Here is a 16,555-nt window from a genome sequence, read left to right on the forward strand (position 1 = left end):
ACCGCGGGGAACGCTGAGCGCGGTTCGGGACCATCTTCAAACTTTCCTAGACTCCACAAGTTCACAGATTTATTACCGGTGTGTTTCAGTTCGGTTTGCATGTCAGGTACCCCTAAGGGGGGTACATCTGACCCGCCCCCAGTATTTAATCCAACTACTCTTTAGTAATGTCCGTTACTGAGGCTTCTTGTTGGCGCTCTTACCCGGTGACGGAGCATGCCCCACGTCATAAGCGTCGATGGCTTGCATTTCGCTCATCAACCACTCCTTGAAGGCCTTCATGGCCGAGGTTAAAGGGCGGTGTTTCTGATAGACGAGATAAAAAGCCCTGTGCGTATCAAGCGGAATATTGAACGGCACTACCAGATCCCCTGAACTGATTTCTCTGGATGTCAGTGTGGGATCTGCCAGAGCCACACCCAGATTTTCCTGTGCGGCCGCGGTGGTTAGCTGACCACTGGATAACTGAAGGCTGTCCCTTGGGGTAATGAACTCTACGCCAGCCAATTGTAGCCAATCTTCCCACTCCCATTTGCGTTTGCTGACATAGATTAATGTGTGATGACGCAGGTCTTCCGGAACCTCCAGAGGAAGCTTTCCATTTAAAAGCTTCGGACTACACACAGGCACCAGCATAACTTTCTGCAGAAAGTGAACCTCAATGTCATCCCATTCGCCGTGCCCATAGTAGACCGCCATATCGGTGCTCGACCGACTGAAATCGAGCAATCCCATAGAAGCGTTTATCTGAAGCTCAATATCCGGATAGAGCTCCCGGAAACGAGACATCCGTGGCATTAGCCACCGGGTCAGAAAATTGGGTGCCACACTAATCTGAACGACATTGGTTTCCTTATTCGTTGCCAATCGGCGAGTCGCCATCTCAATCTCATCCAGCGCGTGCTTGACGGACATCAGATACTGCTCCCCGGATGGCGTCAGCTCAACCTTCCGCTTGCTTCGGCTAAACAGTCTTACCCCTAAATATTCTTCAAGCGTTTTGATCTGGTGACTAACGGCAGAAGCGGTCACGGACAACTCCTCTGCCGCAGCCGCAAAACTGCTTTTTCTGGCAGAGACCTCAAACATTCTCAACGCATTAAGAGGAGGAAGACGACGCATAGGCGTTACCACTTATGATGAATCATTCTCATCATTATGGTTAGAAAGGATCGCTTTTCCAATAGCCTTGGCCTCATTAGCATAGTCAACATAGAAACTTATAGACGCCACCTGAGAGGATCACACCATGGCTAAGCAATACTCAACTATGCCGAGCAGCACCGAAATTGATTACTATATAAAACTGGCCAAAGCAGAACGCAACCAGTACATCGCGGACAAGACCACAGCCTTGGTGAAAAGGTTCAAAGCTGCTCTTCGTTATCGGTTTCAGATTGTGGCTTCTAAACAGTCCCCGAGTCACTGATTGATCTGATGCCCGTAGTGACTTGTCGGCGAACCGCGCTTTCCACAGACGCGGCGTCAAGTCACTGACCTCACTGGCCGGGTGCTGGCTGATGCGCTGCAGCACGTCCGCCAGATAAGTGTAGGATTGATGTCGTGCAGTCCGCACATCTCTTGAAAAATCCTTCAAAGTATCTACTCATACTAGCCTCTGACTGCCTGCGGAAAAAAACAACAGAACAGCCGCTCAAAAACCAATGAGGAAACCACCATGAGAAGCCTTTTTGCGAGGCTTGCAGCCACCATTTCGGAGTTGAAGGCTAATCCGAATGAGGTGCTCAACCAGGCTAATGGCGAACCGATTGTGATCCTGAGTCACAACAAGCCCAGGGCCTACATGGTACCTGTCGAGACATTCGAACAGATGCAAGAGCAGCTCGAGGATTACCGGCTTCTACAGGAGGCACGCAAGCGTATGGACGACGAATCAGTACCGGTGACTATCGATGAGCTACGAGCTGCAATTCAAGAAAAAAGCGCTCAAGGAGTGGAACAAGCTTAACCCTACTATCCAGGCGGAGTTTCTGAAGATCCTGGAAAACCCAAGAATTCCGAAACACCAGTTAAAGGGTTCCTCCGACTTCTACAAGATCAAACTCAGATCCCAAAAACATTGTTCTTCCACAGCTGCCAAATACGTGAGCACCCCTCAAAATCTCCCGCAAACCCTGAGAATTGACCAGTCCTTCTGAAACCTGACGATTTGAGCTACCCTGAAGCGACAAAACTATTTCAACTCAGATAGTTGCAAACAGGAAGTAACGGCGGCGGGCGCATGGACAAGAAAAAGCTCACAGAGCGGGACATCTGCAGCAAGTTCATCAACCCCGCTTTGGAGAAAGCAGGCTGGAACATGCACAGCCAGGTGAGGGAGGAAGTATCGTTCACCGCTGGCCGTATCATCGTTCGTGGCCGCCTGCACACCCGAGGCAAGCGCCGCCGGGCAGACTACGTTCTGAGCTACAAGAAGAACATGCCCATCGCGATCATTGAGGCCAAGGACAACAATCACAGCCTTGGTGACGGTATGCAGCAGGCACTGGCCTACAGCGATGCCCTCGATGCACCGTTCGTCTTCAGCAGCAATGGCGATGGCTTCCTGCTCCACGACCGTACCGGCCTTTTCGGTAAAACCGAATCCACTCTGAGCCTGGATGAATTCCCCTCCCCAGACACGCTCTGGGAGTTTTACTGCCAGTTCAAAGGCATCACCCAGGCTGGCCGGCAAACCGTCGAACAGCCGTACTACGACGACGGCAGTGGCCGAACACCACGCTACTACCAAACGGTCGCCATCAACCGCGCCGTAGAAGCAGTGGCACGGGGCCAGAACCGAATCCTGCTGGTAATGGCCACTGGCACAGGCAAAACCTTTACCGCTTTTCAGATAATCTGGCGGCTGTGGAAGTCCAAGCAGAAGAAGCGAATTCTGTTTCTGGCCGACCGTAACATTCTGGTGGACCAGACCAAGAACAACGACTTCAAGCCCTTCGGCCAGGCCATGACCAAGGTCACCAACCGAACGGTGGACCCGTCATACGAGATTTACCTGTCCCTTTACCAGGCCATCACCGGCAGCGAGGAAGAGCAGAACATCTACAAACAGTTCTCGCCCGACTTTTTCGACCTGGTGGTTATCGACGAGTGCCACAGGGGCAGCGCCTCCGTGGATTCTGCCTGGCGCCAGATTCTGGAATATTTCTCTGAGGCGGCTCACATCGGCCTGACCGCGACACCAAAGGAAACCAAAGAAGTCTCCAACATCGACTATTTCGGCGAGCCGGTTTACACCTACTCCTTGAAGCAGGGGATCGAAGACGGCTTCCTGGCCCCGTACAAAGTGGTCCGCATCGACCTGGACCGCGACCTGCAAGGCTGGCGCCCGAACAAGGGCCAGACAGACAAGCACGGTGAGCTGATAGACGACCGCATATACAACCAGAAGGATTTCGACCGCACTCTGGTTCTTGAGAAGCGCACCGAAGTGGTGGCACAGAAAGTCACTGAGTTTCTGGAGCAGACCGATCCGTACCAGAAAGCCATCGTGTTCTGCGAAGACATCGACCACGCCGAACGCATGCGCCAGGCCCTGGTGAACCTGAATCCGAAGCGCGTGAAGGAGAACCGCAAGTACGTGATGCGCATTACCGGCGATGAGCAGGAAGGCAAGGCGGAGTTGGACAACTTCATCAACCCGGAAGAGCGTTACCCGGTGATTGCCACCACCAGCAAACTGATGACCACGGGCGTGGATGCGCAAACCTGCAAACTCATCGTGCTGGACCAGCGGATCCAGTCCATGACCGAGTTCAAGCAGATTATCGGCCGTGGCACGCGCATCAACGACGATTACAACAAGCACTGGTTCACCATCCTGGACTTCAAGAAAGCCACCGAGCTGTTTGCAGACCCGGCCTTCGACGGCGACCCGGTGAAGGTCTATGAACCGGGCGCCGGAGACCCGGTTAACCCCGATGACGAACAGACAACGCCTACCACAGATCTGGAGCACGAATGTGGTGAGGAACCAGAAGGCTATGAAGTGGAGCCCGGCTCCGGCTGGGAAACCGACGACCCGACGGGCGGTGATACCGGCGGCCCTGGCGAGGGCGGCGGAACGGGTGGAGGCAGAACTCGTTACGTTGTGGGTGATGTCGAAGTGACCGTTATTGCTGAACGTGTCCAGTATCTGGGGCCGGACGGCAAGCTCATCACCGAGAGCCTGAAAGACTTCACCCGCAAGAAAGTCAAAGAGCAATATGCAACACTTACGGACTTCCTCAAACACTGGAACCAGGCCGAGCGAAAACAGGCCATTATCGAAGAACTAGCCGAGCAAGGTGTCATCTGGGACGACCTCATCAGGGACGTAAGCAAAAAGCTGGGCGCCGAGCCAGACCCCTTCGATGTCATCTGCCACATCGTTTACGACCAGCCGCCCATGAGCCGCAAGGAGCGCGCTGAACACGTGCGCAAGCAGGATTACTTCAGCAAATACGAGGGGGCCAGCAAACAGGTTCTGGATGCCCTGCTGGACAAGTACACCGATGACGGTATCGAACCCATCGAGGACATGAAGGTGCTTACCATTGCCCCCTTCAGCCAGCTCGGTGCGCCCATGGAGCTGTTACAGGCCTTTGGCGGCAAGCCCGGCTACACCAAAGCCGTGAAAGACCTGGAAGACGAGCTGTACCGGCAAACCTCATAATCCGAATGACCACTTAACACCTATTCCGGACACCCAGGAACTGAACACTTATGGCTATCAGCACCACCATCAAATCCATCCAGGACATCATGCGCAAAGACGTAGGCGTAGACGGCGACGCCCAGCGCATCGGTCAGTTAGTCTGGATGCTGTTCCTGAAAATCTTCGACGATCGGGAACAGGAATGGGAACTGTTCTACGATGACTATAAATCTCCAATCCCGGGACACCTGCGCTGGCGAAACTGGGCCGCCGACCCGGAGGGCATGACCGGCGACGAACTGAAAGACTTCATCGACAACACCCTGTTCCCCGGCCTTCAGAACCTGGAACCTGCCGGTGACGACTACCGCGGCGTAGTTATCCGCAACGTGTTCGAGGATGCCTACAACTACATGAAGTCCGGCCAGCTCATGCGCCAAGTTATCAACAAGCTGCAAGATGGCATCGACTTCAACAAATCCGCCGAGCGTCACGAACTCGGCGATATGTATGAACAAATCCTCAAAGACCTGCAGAGCGCCGGCAATGCCGGTGAGTTCTATACACCACGGGCCGTGACCGAGTTCATGGTCAACCGGGTAGACCCGAAGCTGGACGAGAAAGTGATGGACCCTGCCTGCGGCACCGGCGGCTTTCTCACGTGCACCATTGAGCACAAGCGCAAGAACTACGTGGAAACGCCGAAGGATGAACAAACCCTGCAGAAGAGCGTCCACGGCGTTGAGAAAAAGCCCCTGCCGCACCTGCTGGCCACAACCAACCTGATTCTGCACGGCATCGAAGTGCCGGACCAGATTAAGCACGATAACACCCTGGCCCGCCCGCTCATCAGTTGGGGGCCGAAAGAGCGGGTGGACGTTATCGTGGCCAACCCGCCCTTTGGTGGCATGGAAGAGGACGGAATCGAAACCAACTTCCCCAGCGCCTTCCGCACCCGGGAAACCGCCGACCTGTTCATGACCCTCTTCATCCACCTGCTACGGGATGGTGGCCGTGCCGCCGTCGTGCTGCCAGACGGCTTCCTGTTCGGCGAAGGCATGAAAACCCGCCTCAAGGAAAAGCTGCTGGAAGAGTGTAACCTGCACACCATCGTGCGCCTGCCCAACGGTGTATTTAACCCTTACACCGGCATCAAGACCAACCTGCTGTTCTTCACCAAAGGCAAGCCCACGGAGAACGTGTGGTACTACGAGCATCCCTATCCAGAGGGCGTGAAGAGCTACAACAAAACCAAGCCTATGCGCTTTGCCGAATTCCAGACCGAAATCGACTGGTGGGGCAGCGAAGCCGACGGCTTCGCCAGCCGCGAGGAAACCGAGCAGGCCTGGAAAGTGTCCATCGACGACATCAAGGCCCGCAACTACAACCTGGACATCAAGAACCCTCATGAGGGTGAACAGGTCAGCCACGACCCGGACGAACTGCTGGCCAAATACGAACAGCAACAGGCCGAAATCCAGGAAATCCGCCACCAGCTGCGGGACATTCTGGCCGATGCGCTTTCTCACAACAGCACTGAGAACACCGACGGAGGTGCAGCGTGAGTGCACAGGAGCTGATTACCAAGCACCTAGATTTGTGGACCGGTGCGGTTACGAAGAGATCCAGCAGTGGCCGGGGGAGTAATGGCAAGGTTGAGCTGACTGGGGTTGAGAAGCTGCGGGAGTTAATCCTAGAGCTAGCCTTGCGAGGCAAGCTGACGGAACAGCATGCGGGGGATGAGCCTGCGGAACAACTCATTGAGCGCATAGCAACTCAGAAGGCAAATACCGGAAACGGAAAGCGTGGGACTCCACAGCCTCCAAAGAACGAAACACCAATTCCGCAGCCATTTCAGGTTCCTTCTACCTGGGCTTGGGTGCCTCTTCGGGAAACCGGCTTAACTTCTACAGGAAAAACCCCAAGCACTAAGAATGCGAGTTTTTTTTCTGGCGATATTCCATTTATCGGTCCGGGACAAGTCACAGTTAGGGGAAAGATTACCAAACCCGAAAAATCGTTATCAGAGGAGGGGGCAGCGCATACAGAGGAGGCGCTTCCTGGAGATATTCTGACGGTTTGTATTGGAGGTTCAATCGGGAAAACGGCAAAAGTGAGCGAGCGGTGCGGATTCAATCAGCAGCTGAACAAAATTCGACCGATTCTTGTTGAATCCGATTACCTATTTTTTGCGATAAGCGCTAAGTTTTTTCAAAAGGCTATCCGTGAAAATGCCACCGGTTCTGCAACTCCCATTATTAACCGTTCAAAATGGGAGTCTATTTGCATACCGCTGGCCCCTTTCGCCGAGCAGAAGCGAATTGTCCAAAAAGTCGATGAACTCATGGCCCTCTGCGACCGACTGGAACAGCAAACCAGCGACCAGCTCGAAGCTCACGAAACCCTCGTGGACACCCTGCTCGGCACCCTCACCCAATCCGAAAACGCCACCGAACTGGCCGACAACTGGACCCGCCTCGCCGCCCACTTCGACACCCTGTTCTCCACCAAGCAGAGCATCGACAAGCTAAAGCAAACCATCCTGCAACTGGCAGCGATGGGGCGGTTAGTCGAGAAGGGTTCGGGGGATGAGCCTGCCATCGACTTGCTAACCGAAATCCATGCAAGAAAAACGGCGCTTGCAGGCGAGAAAAGAATCAAGCAGCCAAGAGCACTAACTCAACTGGACAATACACAGCACAGTTACACCGCGCCTGCACACTGGGCCTGGGCTTACTTCCAGGATATTGCTGATGAAATATCGACCGGACCATTTGGCTCAATGATTCACAAGCATGACTATGTTGTAGGTGGGATTCCTTTGATTAATCCATCTCACATGGTCAAGGGTCACATCAAAGAAGATTCATCCGTCAGTGTCACCCCGACTAAAGCCGAGGAACTATCCAGCTATCAACTGGCCAAGGGTGACATCGTGATGGCCAGACGAGGTGAGGTTGGGCGTTGCGCAGTAGTAACAGATAGAGAGACTGGATGGCTATGTGGCACAGGCAGTTTCGTACTGCGGTTTCACCCCGCCATTAACAGGCAGTTCATCCTGCTGCTGTTTTCAACGGACACCGTTAGAGATTATCTAACCGGCAATTCCGTCGGAACGACCATGACGAACTTGAATCACGGAATCTTGAAGAAAATGCCGGTTGCCTTACCATCTGCAGAAGAGCAAGACCGCATCGTCCAAAAAGTCGATGAACTCATGGCCCTCTGCGACCAACTCAAGGAACGCCTCAACCAGGCCGGCGAAACCCGCTGCCAGTTGGCCGAGGCGGTTGTAGAGAAAGCACTCACTTAACGAGGAAAGGAAGGCCCGCGTGTACCAGAAGCCATGGCTCAGCTACCAAGAGCAGCTCGAAAAACTGAAAAGCAGAGGCCTTGCTGTCACGGACGAACCAAAGGCACTGGAGTACCTGGAGCGCATCGGATATTACCGCCTTAGCGGCTACTGGCACCCGTTTCGAGAACGTTCTGGCCTGTTCTGCCCCATCGGGAAGGGCATCCGGAAAGGCAAAAAGACAAGGGCTACCAGCACCGTTCTGGACACCTTTAAACCGGGTTCCTCGTTTGAGGCCGCCGTACACCTCTACGTGTTCGACAAGAAACTCCGTTTGCTCGTACTGGACGCTCTGGAGCGCATTGAGGTTGCTTTGCGGGTCGATATCGCTCATACACTCGGCAAGTATGATCCCTTTGCCTACCTGAACCCTGAATTGCTATTCGAAGGTTTCGCCAAAGATGCCGACAGCACGACTGGCCTGCCTCGGCATGTCGACTGGATGAAGAAGCAGGCAACTCAAATCGCCCGCTCTAAAGAAGACTTCATCAAGCACAACAAGAACAAGTACGGGCACCCTCTACCCATTTGGATTGCCTGTGAGGTTTGGGATTTTAACACTTTGTCGGAGCTTTATGATGGCATGCGCCTGGACGACCAGGATGCCATCGCCAACAAATACGGCGTTGAGAATGGCCGAACCTTAGCCTCATGGCTACGGAGTCTGAATTACCTTAGAAACGTGTGCGCTCATCATAGTCGTCTCTGGAATCGCAACGTCATTGACCAGCCCAAAAAACCACCCGAAGGTGTAGTCCCGGACCTTAATAGCGCTTGGAAACCGGGGAATGAGCACATTCCGGCGCGGCCATTCCTGTTGCTATGCATCTGCCAGAAGCTGCTAAGCGCCATCAATCCGGCTTCAAGCTGGTGGCAAAGGTTCTCTGATTTACTCGCGGAGTTCCCGGAAAACGAATCGCTGGGAATTGGCTGGGGTGCTTTTGGCGTAGCGGACGAGTGGGGAGATTGGGAGTGTTTCCCGAAAAGCAGGCAATAAAAAACCCCGCAGCAGCTTCACCGCAAAGCGGATCCACCGATTGGGGCCGTGTTGCGATGAATATTAGACGTGAGAGATAGAATTCTCAAGTGTGGTTTACCACAAAACACAAAAAATAAACCTCGCAAAATCCTGACAGTGTCAAAAGGCAAGTTATGGCAATCGAACAAGGCATCTGGCGTATTGGCGGCGACCAGCCGAAAAAACTAAAACCGGCAGCCCTGGCAGACGAGGCTCTGCTTGAAGACCAGGTTATGAAGGATATCTCAATCCTGAATGCCGATTGGCTACTCATCGGCCGACAGGTGCGCACCAGCTACGACAAACTCATCGACCTGCTCGCGATGGATGCCAATGGTTCCGTCATCATCGTTGAACTAAAGCGCAATAAAACACCCCGCGATGTGGTGGCACAAACCGTTGACTATGCGTCATGGGTAGCTAATCTATCTGATTCCGACATAGTAGATATCTACCTTAATTTTGCCCAAACCTACAAACTGGAACACCAGACGCTCGACGAGGCTTTCGCAACGAAGTTCCGAACACCACTCTCGGATATCACTATCAATGACAGCCATCAAATGGTCGTGGTCGCGACCTCCCTCGACGCCAGTTCAGAACGTATCATCAACTACCTAAACGAGTATGCTCAGATATCCATCAATGCACTCTTTTTCGCCGCCTTTGAGGACAATGGACAGCAGTATTTGAGCCGCGCCTGGATGATTGATCCGGATGAAAACCAGGAACGCGCTGTAACCAAAGGCAAGAAGGAACCCTGGAATGGCGAGTTCTATGTCTCTTTCGGCGACAACCGGCCATGGGAACTGGCACGCGAGCTTGGCTTCATTGCTGGCGGAGGTGCGGACTGGTACTCCAAAACCCTCTCAATGCTGTCTGAGGGCGATCGGTTTTGGGTCAATATCCCCAAAACCGGTTACGTGGGTGTCGGCATTGTCACAGGTGAACGGGAACGGGCCGACCAACACCGGTTCGAGACACCCGACGGACTGAAAACCATCCCAGAGATGGATACCAGTGGGCCCTACGCCCACTTGGTCCATGACGTGGACGACGAAGCAGCAGAATATCTTGTTCCCGTTCGCTGGTTGCACACCGTTCCCAAGGAGAGTGCATTTAGCGAAGTCGGCCTTTTCGGAAACCAGAATACAGTTTGCAAACCGACGACGCCGAAGTGGAGCCACACCGTTAACCGTCTAAAGAGCGCATGGAACATCTTCTAATGGCCTGTCGGGGCTCACTTCCACCTCCGAAGGTTGCCCAGCCCTAGTCGTCCTGGGCTGGCCTATGAGCCGAATATTACCCATATTCGGCTCATGTGGGACTGAGCGGGCGCTGGCGCTGGAGGAACGGCAATCAGTGCGGTTCTATTTCTTGAGTGCAGCCACCATGGCCCACCAAAGAGTCAACCGGGTATTGATCAAACCGAAGACTTCCGTAAAACAGCCCTTCAGGCAGCCTTGCGGAAATCCTCGATTCGTACGGTTTTATCACGCTTGCGCTTGTACTTGCTTTTGTCTTCCACCACCCGCATCTGGTACTTCGGGGTTTTCAGTTCGCGCTGAATAGCGCTGTGTTGTGTGGGCTTCGCCCGCTTCTTCGCCATAGTGGATATCTCCCTGGTTGGCTGTACATTACCAAGGTGATTATACCACGCCCTACCTCACAACACAGGTACCTGCCCTGCGCTCAAGAATCGCCAGCGCATCCTCCAGCTTACCAATGCCACTGATACCACCGCTTTCGGCGAAGTTGCCGGCGGCAGCCATTTTGGGCCCCATGGAGCCGGCTGGCAGGTCCAGCTTGCGGGCTTCATCAAGGGTCAGCTCATGGATGGGTGTGGCGGTGTCCTTGCCAAAATCGCGATAGATGGCGTCCACATCGGTGAGAAGAAGTAGGGCATCGGCACCCAACTGGCTAGCCAGTAATGCACTGGCGGCATCCTTGTCGATAACCGCTTCGATGCCAATCATGCTGCCGTCATCCCGGCGAAGAATGGGGATACCGCCCCCTCCTGCGCAGACCACCACAACACCCTGCTCCAGCAGCAGTTGCAGCACCCGCATATCGGGTATCTCCAAGGGCTTGGGCGAAGGTACCACCCGCCGCCACTTGTCACCATCCCGGGCGATGTGCCAGCCGGCGGCTTCGGCTTTGGTCTCGGCCTCTTCCTTGTCATACACCGGCCCGACAAATTTCGTGGGTTTTTTGAAGGCGGGGTCGTCCTTGTCCACCAGAACCTGGGTCAGCAGGGTTGCCACTGGCCGGTCATGATCCAGGGCATTCTCCAGCTCCTGCTCGATGATATAGCCAATCATGCCTTCTGTTTCCGCGCCCAGTACGTCCAGCGGATAGGCCTCGTCAGGTTTGTAGGCAGCGCCCTGCAGTGCCAGCAGGCCTACCTGGGGGCCGTTGCCATGGGTGACGACCAGCTGGTGACCTGCCCGGACAATTTCGGCCAGTGATTCTGCGGCGATTTTCACGTTGGTGCGCTGGGCCTCGGCGGTCAGGGGCTCACCGCGCCGTAACAGGGCATTGCCGCCCAGTGCTGCTACCACAAGCATGTCGATCTCCTTATCTAGTTTCCAAGAGTGGCAACGAGCACCGCCTTGATGGTGTGCATCCGGTTTTCCGCCTGATCAAACACGATGGAAGCAGGACTTTCGAACACCTCGTCGGTGACCTCCATGGCGTCGATGCCAAACTCCGACTGTATTTCCTTGCCCGCCGTTGTTTCGGTGTTATGGAAGGCCGGGAGGCAATGCATGAACCTGGCGCGGGGGTTGCCGGTTTTCTCCATCAGGGCAGCATTGACCTGGTAGGGCTGCAACAGTTTGATCCGCTCTGCCCACTTCTCCTTGGGCTCGCCCATGGACACCCACACGTCAGTGTAGACAAAATCCACACCCGCAACCGCAGCATCAGTGTCTTCCGTGATCATAATCCGGGCGCCGGTACCGGTGGCAAGGGTCTGCGCTTCCTTCTGAATCGCGTCGCTGGGCCAGCAGGCTTTGGGCGCACACAGGCGTACGTCCATTCCCATTTTGGCGCCGCCGATCAGCAGGCTGTCACCCATGTTATTGGCAGCGTCCCCGATGAACACAAAGGCCACATCCCGCAGCGGCTTTTCCACGTTCTCCTGCATGGTCAGGAAATCCGCCAGTATCTGAGTGGGATGGAATTCGTTGGTCAGCCCGTTGTAAACGGGCACGCCGGCGTATTGCGCCAGTTCTTCGACCACAGCCTGGCCAAAGCCCCGGTATTCGATGGCATCGTAAACGCGGCCAAGCACCCGGGCGGTATCCTTCACCGACTCCTTGTGGCCGATATGGGTGCCGGTCGGCCCCAGATAGGTGACCCGGGCACCCTGGTCGAACGCCGCAACCTCAAACCCCACTCTGGTTCGGGTGGAGTTCTTTTCAAAGATCAGCGCAATGTCTTTGCCCTGCAGCTTTGGCACTTCGGTACCGACGTACTTGGCGGTTTTCAGGTCGGCGGAAAGCTTGAGCAAAAAACTGATTTCCCGCGGCGTAAAGTCCCGCAGGGTCAGGAAATTCCGGTTCTTGAGATTGAAAGCCATGGTTCTGCTCCTTCCTTGTCAGACTGCGTCTCTTATTGTCGGGCAGCTCATGCAGCGCCCACCGCCCCGGCCCCGGCCAAGTTCCGCACCAGGGATGGCGAGAACCTCTATGCCCGCAGCTTCCAGGGCGGCATTGGTGTCGTCATTGCGGTCATAACCAATGACGACACCCGGGCTCAGTGCCAGCACGTTGTTGCCATCGTTCCATTGTTCCCGCTCCCGCTCGGCGGGCGTATCGCCACCGGTTGCGACCACTTCCAGAGAGGGATAACCCAGCACCTCCGCCACAACGTCAAACAAAGGGCGGGGATCCTGGTGAAACGACAGGTGCTTGCCGTCCTTGCCCGGCCCAAGGTCGTAGCACACCACTTGGTCGGCCACTTCCTTGAAGCTGGTCACCACATTGCCGCCACAGAAGGTAAACACCGTATCCAGGTGCATGGCCGAGCGGGTTTTGGGTATCTGGCACGCGATCACTCGCTCTGCAGCGCCACTGGCAAAAAGCGCCCTGGCCAGCTGGCCGATGGCTTGCGGGGATGACCGCTCCCCCATTCCAACCAGCACCACGCCATTACCCACCGGCATCACGTCACCCCCTTCCAGAGTCGCCAGGGCGTGGTCTTCAAGAGGGTTGCCCCAATGCACATTGACTTTGCCGGAGAACTTCGGATGGAACCGGTAAATTGCGCTCATCAGTAGCGTTTCCGGTTTTCGCGCGGCCCAGTACATCGGGTTCAGGGTGACACCGCCATAGATCCATGCGCTGTTATCCCGGGTGAACAGGAAGTTTGGTAGCGGCGGCAGCACGAAGCCGTGATACCCCAGATGATTGCCAAACAGCCCTGACGGATCGAAAGGCAGATCACCGACTTCCAGTCCGCCGATCAGGAACTCTGCCAGGACCTGGCCGGGAAGCTCGTCCATCCAGGCACGTAGATCAGACACCATGCCAACCCCGATATGGTTCCAGGTAATCCGGTTGTCCAGAATCCAGGCCCGTGCTTCGGGGATATCAAGGGTTTCTGCCAGCAGTTCGTTAACGTCAAGCACGTCTACGCCCCGGGCGCGCATGATCCCCGCGAAGACGTCGTGGTCTTTCTGGGCCTGCTTGACCCAGAATACGTCGTCAAACAGCAAAGCATCGCAGTTAGTGGGAGTCAGCCTGCGGTGGGCCAGTCCCGGGCGGCAGACGATGACCTGCCGCAGGGTACCGGTTTCGGAGTGAACTCCAAGTGTTTGTTCAGCCATGTCGCATGTTCCTTTGCTCTGGATTACAGAAAAGCGCCGATACTGATCACCACACTGATGAAAACAGTGAGAATCAGTAACAGGGGCCAGATGAATGCCAACCAGCGGTCGTAAGAAACACGGCCTATAGCGAGGCCGCCAACCACCACGGCAAAGGTCGGGTTAATCAGGTTTACCAGGCCGTTGGCTGACTGATAGGCGGTCACCACCAGGTCACGCCCCACGTTGGCAAAGTCCGCCAGCGGCGCAAGGATCGGCATGGAGAGTACCGCCAGGCCGGATGAAGAGGGCACGAAGAAGCTCATACCCACCTCGATCCAGAACATGAGGTTGATAAAGGCCAGTTCCGGCAATCCTCCCAGGGTGGTTTCCGCACTGTGCAGAATGGTATCGGCAATCATGCCCTGCTCCATGATCACCACAATGCCCCGGGCAAGTCCGACGACCAGGGCCACGCCGAGCAGATCCCGCGCGCCGTCAACAAAGCTGCTGGTCAGCTTTTTCTCGCCCAAGCGGGCGATGATGCCGATCACAATGGCAGCACCAAAGAACAGGGCTCCCATTCTGGCCATCCACCAGCCCTGGGAAGACACTCCCCAGATCATCACGATGAAGGTGAGCGCGAATATGATCAGGGCAATTTTCTGGGTACCGGTGAGTTCGAAATCTTCCAGCTCATCATGGCCCTTGAGGAAAAGCTTGCGATGCGCATCCCTCTGTTTGGCAACCACTGAGCGGGACGGATCCGCCTTGACCCGGTGGGCGTAGCGCATAACGTAAGCCGCACAGATAATGAGGCCTCCCACAAGAAGCACAAATCGCAGCACAATGCCGTCAGTAAAAGGAATTTCAGCGGCGTTGGCCGCAATCACGGTTGCAAAGGGGTTGATAGTCGATCCCAGTACGCCGATACCGGCACCCACCAGAATGATGGCGACCCCGGTAACAGCGTCATACCCTGCCGAGATGATCACCGGAATCAGAATGGCATAGAAAGCCAGGGTCTCCTCTGCCATGCCGTAGGTGGTACCCCCGAGTGCGAACAACGTCATGAGTATCGGAATCATCCATATCTCTCGCCCTTCCAGTCGATGCATGGCACTGCGGATGCCCGTGTCGATGGCACCGGTGGCGTTCATCACCCCCAGAAATCCCCCGAGAAAAAGGATGAACAGGGCCACATCAATGGCATTGGCAGCATAGCTGTCCGGGTCGTAAAAGCCCGCTGTGGGCGCCAGCATCACATCAACAAAGCCCTGCGGGTTCGGGTCGACGGTCTGATAGGTGCCGGGTACGGCAACTTCCCGCCCTACTTCTTCGTTCATTGAGCGATCATACTGCCCCGCTGGAATAATCCAGGTTAACGCTGCGACCAGAATGATCAGCAGGAACAGGATGGTGTAGGCGGTAGGAAATCGTGTTGCCAGATCTTCTTCAGGGTTCGATGAGGGGAGGTTTTCATCAGTCACGTGGCGTCTCCTGTCCATAGTGGCTTACTGATGGTGCTGTCCATCATTCCAAGTATGAACCTCGAAGGCAGTATGGAAAGTGATCAGAATCAACTCCGCATGAGCCAGATATTGCCACTACTACCTATCCGCACATCTGCTGAGATAACAACGCGTAGATTTGCGTTTAGTATTCGCGGGAACCAGACTGGTTCGCATCATTTGTGCCGCCGCCCCCAGCAACACGCATTCAGGAAACCACCATGCTTCTTTCGCTTCTGGCAATTGCTTTCGGTCTTGCCCTGTTGGTATGGAGCGCCGGGAAATTCGTCGAAGGCTCTGCGGTAACGGCAGAACATTTCGGTATGCCGCCGTTGCTCATCGGCATGGTCGTGGTTGGCTTCGGCACCTCAGCGCCGGAAATGGTGGTGTCAGCACTGGCAGCGACCCAGGGCAACCCGGGCCTGGCACTGGGAAACGCCTACGGTTCCAACATCACCAATATTGCGCTGATTCTGGGCATCACCGCCCTGATCAGCCCGATTGCGGTTCACTCCCAGGTGATGCGCAAGGAGCTGCCAATCCTTACGGTGGTAACAGCACTGGCCGCCTGGCAGTTGTGGGACGGAGAGCTGACCCTGATGGATGCCCTGGTGCTGCTGGGTGTATTTTTCCTGTTGATGGCCTGGTCAATCCGCCAGGGCATGACCCGGAAGTCCGATGCTCTGGGCGCGGAAATTGCCGAGGAGATGAGCCATCGCTCCATGCCGCTTCGCAACGCGGTACTGTGGCTGATTGTCGGCCTGCTAGTACTGATTGTCAGTTCAAGGATTCTGGTGTGGGGCGCGGTTGAGATTGCCCACGGCTTTGGGGTGAGCGACCTGATCATCGGCCTGACCATTGTGGCGGTGGGTACGTCCCTTCCCGAGCTGGCATCCTCTGTTATTGCGGCCCGCAAGGGAGAGCATGACATTGCCCTGGGTAATATTCTGGGCTCCAACCTGTTCAACACTCTGGCAGTTGTGGGCATCGCTGGCACCATCAGCCCGATGGCGGTGGCGCCGGAGGTATTCAGCCGGGATATCGCCGTGATGGCGGCACTGACCCTGTCACTTTTCGTGCTGGGCTATGGTTTCCGGGGCCCGGGGCGGATCAATCGCATTGAAGGCGGTTTGCTGCTGGCCTGCTTTGTTGGCTACACGGCGTACCTGATCGCAACCACCTTCACTACCTGAAGCGGCCTAGCCGC

14 protein-coding genes and 1 pseudogene are annotated in these 16,555 nt (G+C 55.4%); 8 read left to right on the top strand and 7 right to left on the bottom strand.

Annotation, left to right across the window (positions count from 1 at the left end; all coding sequences use genetic code 11):
- Nucleotides 1-174 precede the first annotated feature (174 nt).
- Nucleotides 175-1,122: a transcriptional regulator GcvA gene (gcvA, locus tag QPM17_RS10450; protein ID WP_285390649.1), complete on the bottom strand. Its 948-nt coding sequence runs from the start codon at nucleotides 1,120-1,122 to the stop codon at nucleotides 175-177.
- Nucleotides 1,123-1,249: 127 nt separating this feature from the next.
- On the opposite strand from gcvA, the gene QPM17_RS10455 reads away from it, so the two are divergent.
- Complete coding sequence (locus QPM17_RS10455) at nucleotides 1,250-1,429, top strand: RSP_7527 family protein (RefSeq protein ID WP_285390764.1); 180 nt, start codon at nucleotides 1,250-1,252, stop codon at nucleotides 1,427-1,429.
- Between the two features lie 9 nt (nucleotides 1,430-1,438).
- Here QPM17_RS10455 and QPM17_RS23775 read toward each other — a convergent pair.
- A pseudogene (locus QPM17_RS23775) lies at nucleotides 1,439-1,575 on the bottom strand (transposase domain-containing protein); the annotation flags it as partial.
- 103 nt (nucleotides 1,576-1,678) lie between these two features.
- Here QPM17_RS23775 and QPM17_RS10460 point away from each other — a divergent pair.
- The 6 genes from QPM17_RS10460 (at nucleotide 1,679) to QPM17_RS10485 (ending at nucleotide 10,253) form a co-directional block, all read left to right on the top strand.
- A complete protein-coding gene (locus QPM17_RS10460) occupies nucleotides 1,679-1,969 on the top strand; it encodes a type II toxin-antitoxin system Phd/YefM family antitoxin (RefSeq protein ID WP_285390650.1) in 291 nt (96 codons plus the stop codon).
- Nucleotides 1,970-2,242: 273 nt separating this feature from the next.
- Entirely contained in the window at nucleotides 2,243-4,675 is a 2,433-nt protein-coding gene (gene hsdR, locus QPM17_RS10465; protein WP_285390651.1) for an EcoAI/FtnUII family type I restriction enzme subunit R, read from the top strand.
- Nucleotides 4,676-4,725: 50 nt separating this feature from the next.
- Entirely contained in the window at nucleotides 4,726-6,222 is a 1,497-nt protein-coding gene (locus tag QPM17_RS10470; RefSeq protein ID WP_285390652.1) for a type I restriction-modification system subunit M, read from the top strand.
- Nucleotides 6,219-7,970, top strand: coding sequence for a restriction endonuclease subunit S (locus tag QPM17_RS10475; RefSeq protein WP_285390654.1), 1,752 nt, complete (start codon nucleotides 6,219-6,221; stop codon nucleotides 7,968-7,970). Before QPM17_RS10470 ends, QPM17_RS10475 begins: the two co-directional genes overlap by 4 nt.
- A 19-nt stretch (nucleotides 7,971-7,989) precedes the next feature.
- The gene (locus QPM17_RS10480) at nucleotides 7,990-9,006 is read left to right on the top strand and encodes an Abi family protein (RefSeq protein WP_285390655.1); all 1,017 of its coding nucleotides are present in this window, start codon (nucleotides 7,990-7,992) and stop codon (nucleotides 9,004-9,006) included.
- Nucleotides 9,007-9,161: 155 nt separating this feature from the next.
- Nucleotides 9,162-10,253 (top strand): endonuclease NucS domain-containing protein, encoded by a 1,092-nt coding sequence (locus QPM17_RS10485; RefSeq protein ID WP_285390656.1) that lies wholly within the window; start codon nucleotides 9,162-9,164, stop codon nucleotides 10,251-10,253.
- A gap of 227 nt (nucleotides 10,254-10,480) precedes the next feature.
- Here the strand turns inward: QPM17_RS10485 and QPM17_RS10490 are convergent, their stop codons facing one another.
- From QPM17_RS10490 to QPM17_RS10510, 5 genes are read right to left on the bottom strand one after another with little or no spacing between them, the layout of a single operon-like run.
- Complete coding sequence (locus tag QPM17_RS10490; protein ID WP_285390657.1) at nucleotides 10,481-10,636, bottom strand: hypothetical protein; 156 nt, start codon at nucleotides 10,634-10,636, stop codon at nucleotides 10,481-10,483.
- A 52-nt stretch (nucleotides 10,637-10,688) separates the two neighbouring features.
- Nucleotides 10,689-11,594 (bottom strand): carbamate kinase, encoded by a 906-nt coding sequence (gene arcC, locus QPM17_RS10495; RefSeq protein WP_285390658.1) that lies wholly within the window; start codon nucleotides 11,592-11,594, stop codon nucleotides 10,689-10,691.
- Between the two features lie 14 nt (nucleotides 11,595-11,608).
- Entirely contained in the window at nucleotides 11,609-12,610 is a 1,002-nt protein-coding gene (gene argF / locus QPM17_RS10500; protein WP_285390659.1) for an ornithine carbamoyltransferase, read from the bottom strand.
- Nucleotides 12,611-12,628: 18 nt separating this feature from the next.
- Nucleotides 12,629-13,858 carry an arginine deiminase gene (locus QPM17_RS10505; RefSeq protein ID WP_285390660.1) on the bottom strand — a complete coding sequence of 410 codons (1,230 nt, stop codon included), beginning with the start codon at nucleotides 13,856-13,858 and terminating at the stop codon, nucleotides 12,629-12,631.
- 23 nt (nucleotides 13,859-13,881) lie between these two features.
- Nucleotides 13,882-15,327 (bottom strand): YfcC family protein, encoded by a 1,446-nt coding sequence (locus QPM17_RS10510; protein ID WP_340366527.1) that lies wholly within the window; start codon nucleotides 15,325-15,327, stop codon nucleotides 13,882-13,884.
- A 242-nt stretch (nucleotides 15,328-15,569) separates the two neighbouring features.
- Here QPM17_RS10510 and QPM17_RS10515 point away from each other — a divergent pair, with 242 nt between their 5' ends.
- Nucleotides 15,570-16,541: a calcium/sodium antiporter gene (locus QPM17_RS10515; RefSeq protein WP_285390662.1), complete on the top strand. Its 972-nt coding sequence runs from the start codon at nucleotides 15,570-15,572 to the stop codon at nucleotides 16,539-16,541.
- Nucleotides 16,542-16,555: the final 14 nt, after the last annotated feature.

The organism is Marinobacter azerbaijanicus (assembly GCF_030250645.1).
GTDB classification, from domain to species: Bacteria; Pseudomonadota; Gammaproteobacteria; order Pseudomonadales; family Oleiphilaceae; genus Marinobacter; species Marinobacter azerbaijanicus.

Bases quoted from the DNA above. Each gene is read 5' to 3' on its own strand.
- gcvA (WP_285390649.1), bottom strand. From the start codon at position 1,122: ATGCGTCGTCTTCCTCCTCTTAATGCGTTGAGAATGTTTGAGGTCTCT.
- QPM17_RS10455 (WP_285390764.1), top strand. From the start codon at position 1,250: ATGGCTAAGCAATACTCAACTATGCCGAGCAGCACCGAAATTGATTAC.
- QPM17_RS10460 (WP_285390650.1), top strand. From the start codon at position 1,679: ATGAGAAGCCTTTTTGCGAGGCTTGCAGCCACCATTTCGGAGTTGAAG.
- hsdR (WP_285390651.1), top strand. From the start codon at position 2,243: ATGGACAAGAAAAAGCTCACAGAGCGGGACATCTGCAGCAAGTTCATC.
- QPM17_RS10470 (WP_285390652.1), top strand. From the start codon at position 4,726: ATGGCTATCAGCACCACCATCAAATCCATCCAGGACATCATGCGCAAA.
- QPM17_RS10485 (WP_285390656.1), top strand. From the start codon at position 9,162: ATGGCAATCGAACAAGGCATCTGGCGTATTGGCGGCGACCAGCCGAAA.
- QPM17_RS10490 (WP_285390657.1), bottom strand. From the start codon at position 10,636: ATGGCGAAGAAGCGGGCGAAGCCCACACAACACAGCGCTATTCAGCGC.
- arcC (WP_285390658.1), bottom strand. From the start codon at position 11,594: ATGCTTGTGGTAGCAGCACTGGGCGGCAATGCCCTGTTACGGCGCGGT.
- argF (WP_285390659.1), bottom strand. From the start codon at position 12,610: ATGGCTTTCAATCTCAAGAACCGGAATTTCCTGACCCTGCGGGACTTT.
- QPM17_RS10505 (WP_285390660.1), bottom strand. From the start codon at position 13,858: ATGGCTGAACAAACACTTGGAGTTCACTCCGAAACCGGTACCCTGCGG.
- QPM17_RS10515 (WP_285390662.1), top strand. From the start codon at position 15,570: ATGCTTCTTTCGCTTCTGGCAATTGCTTTCGGTCTTGCCCTGTTGGTA.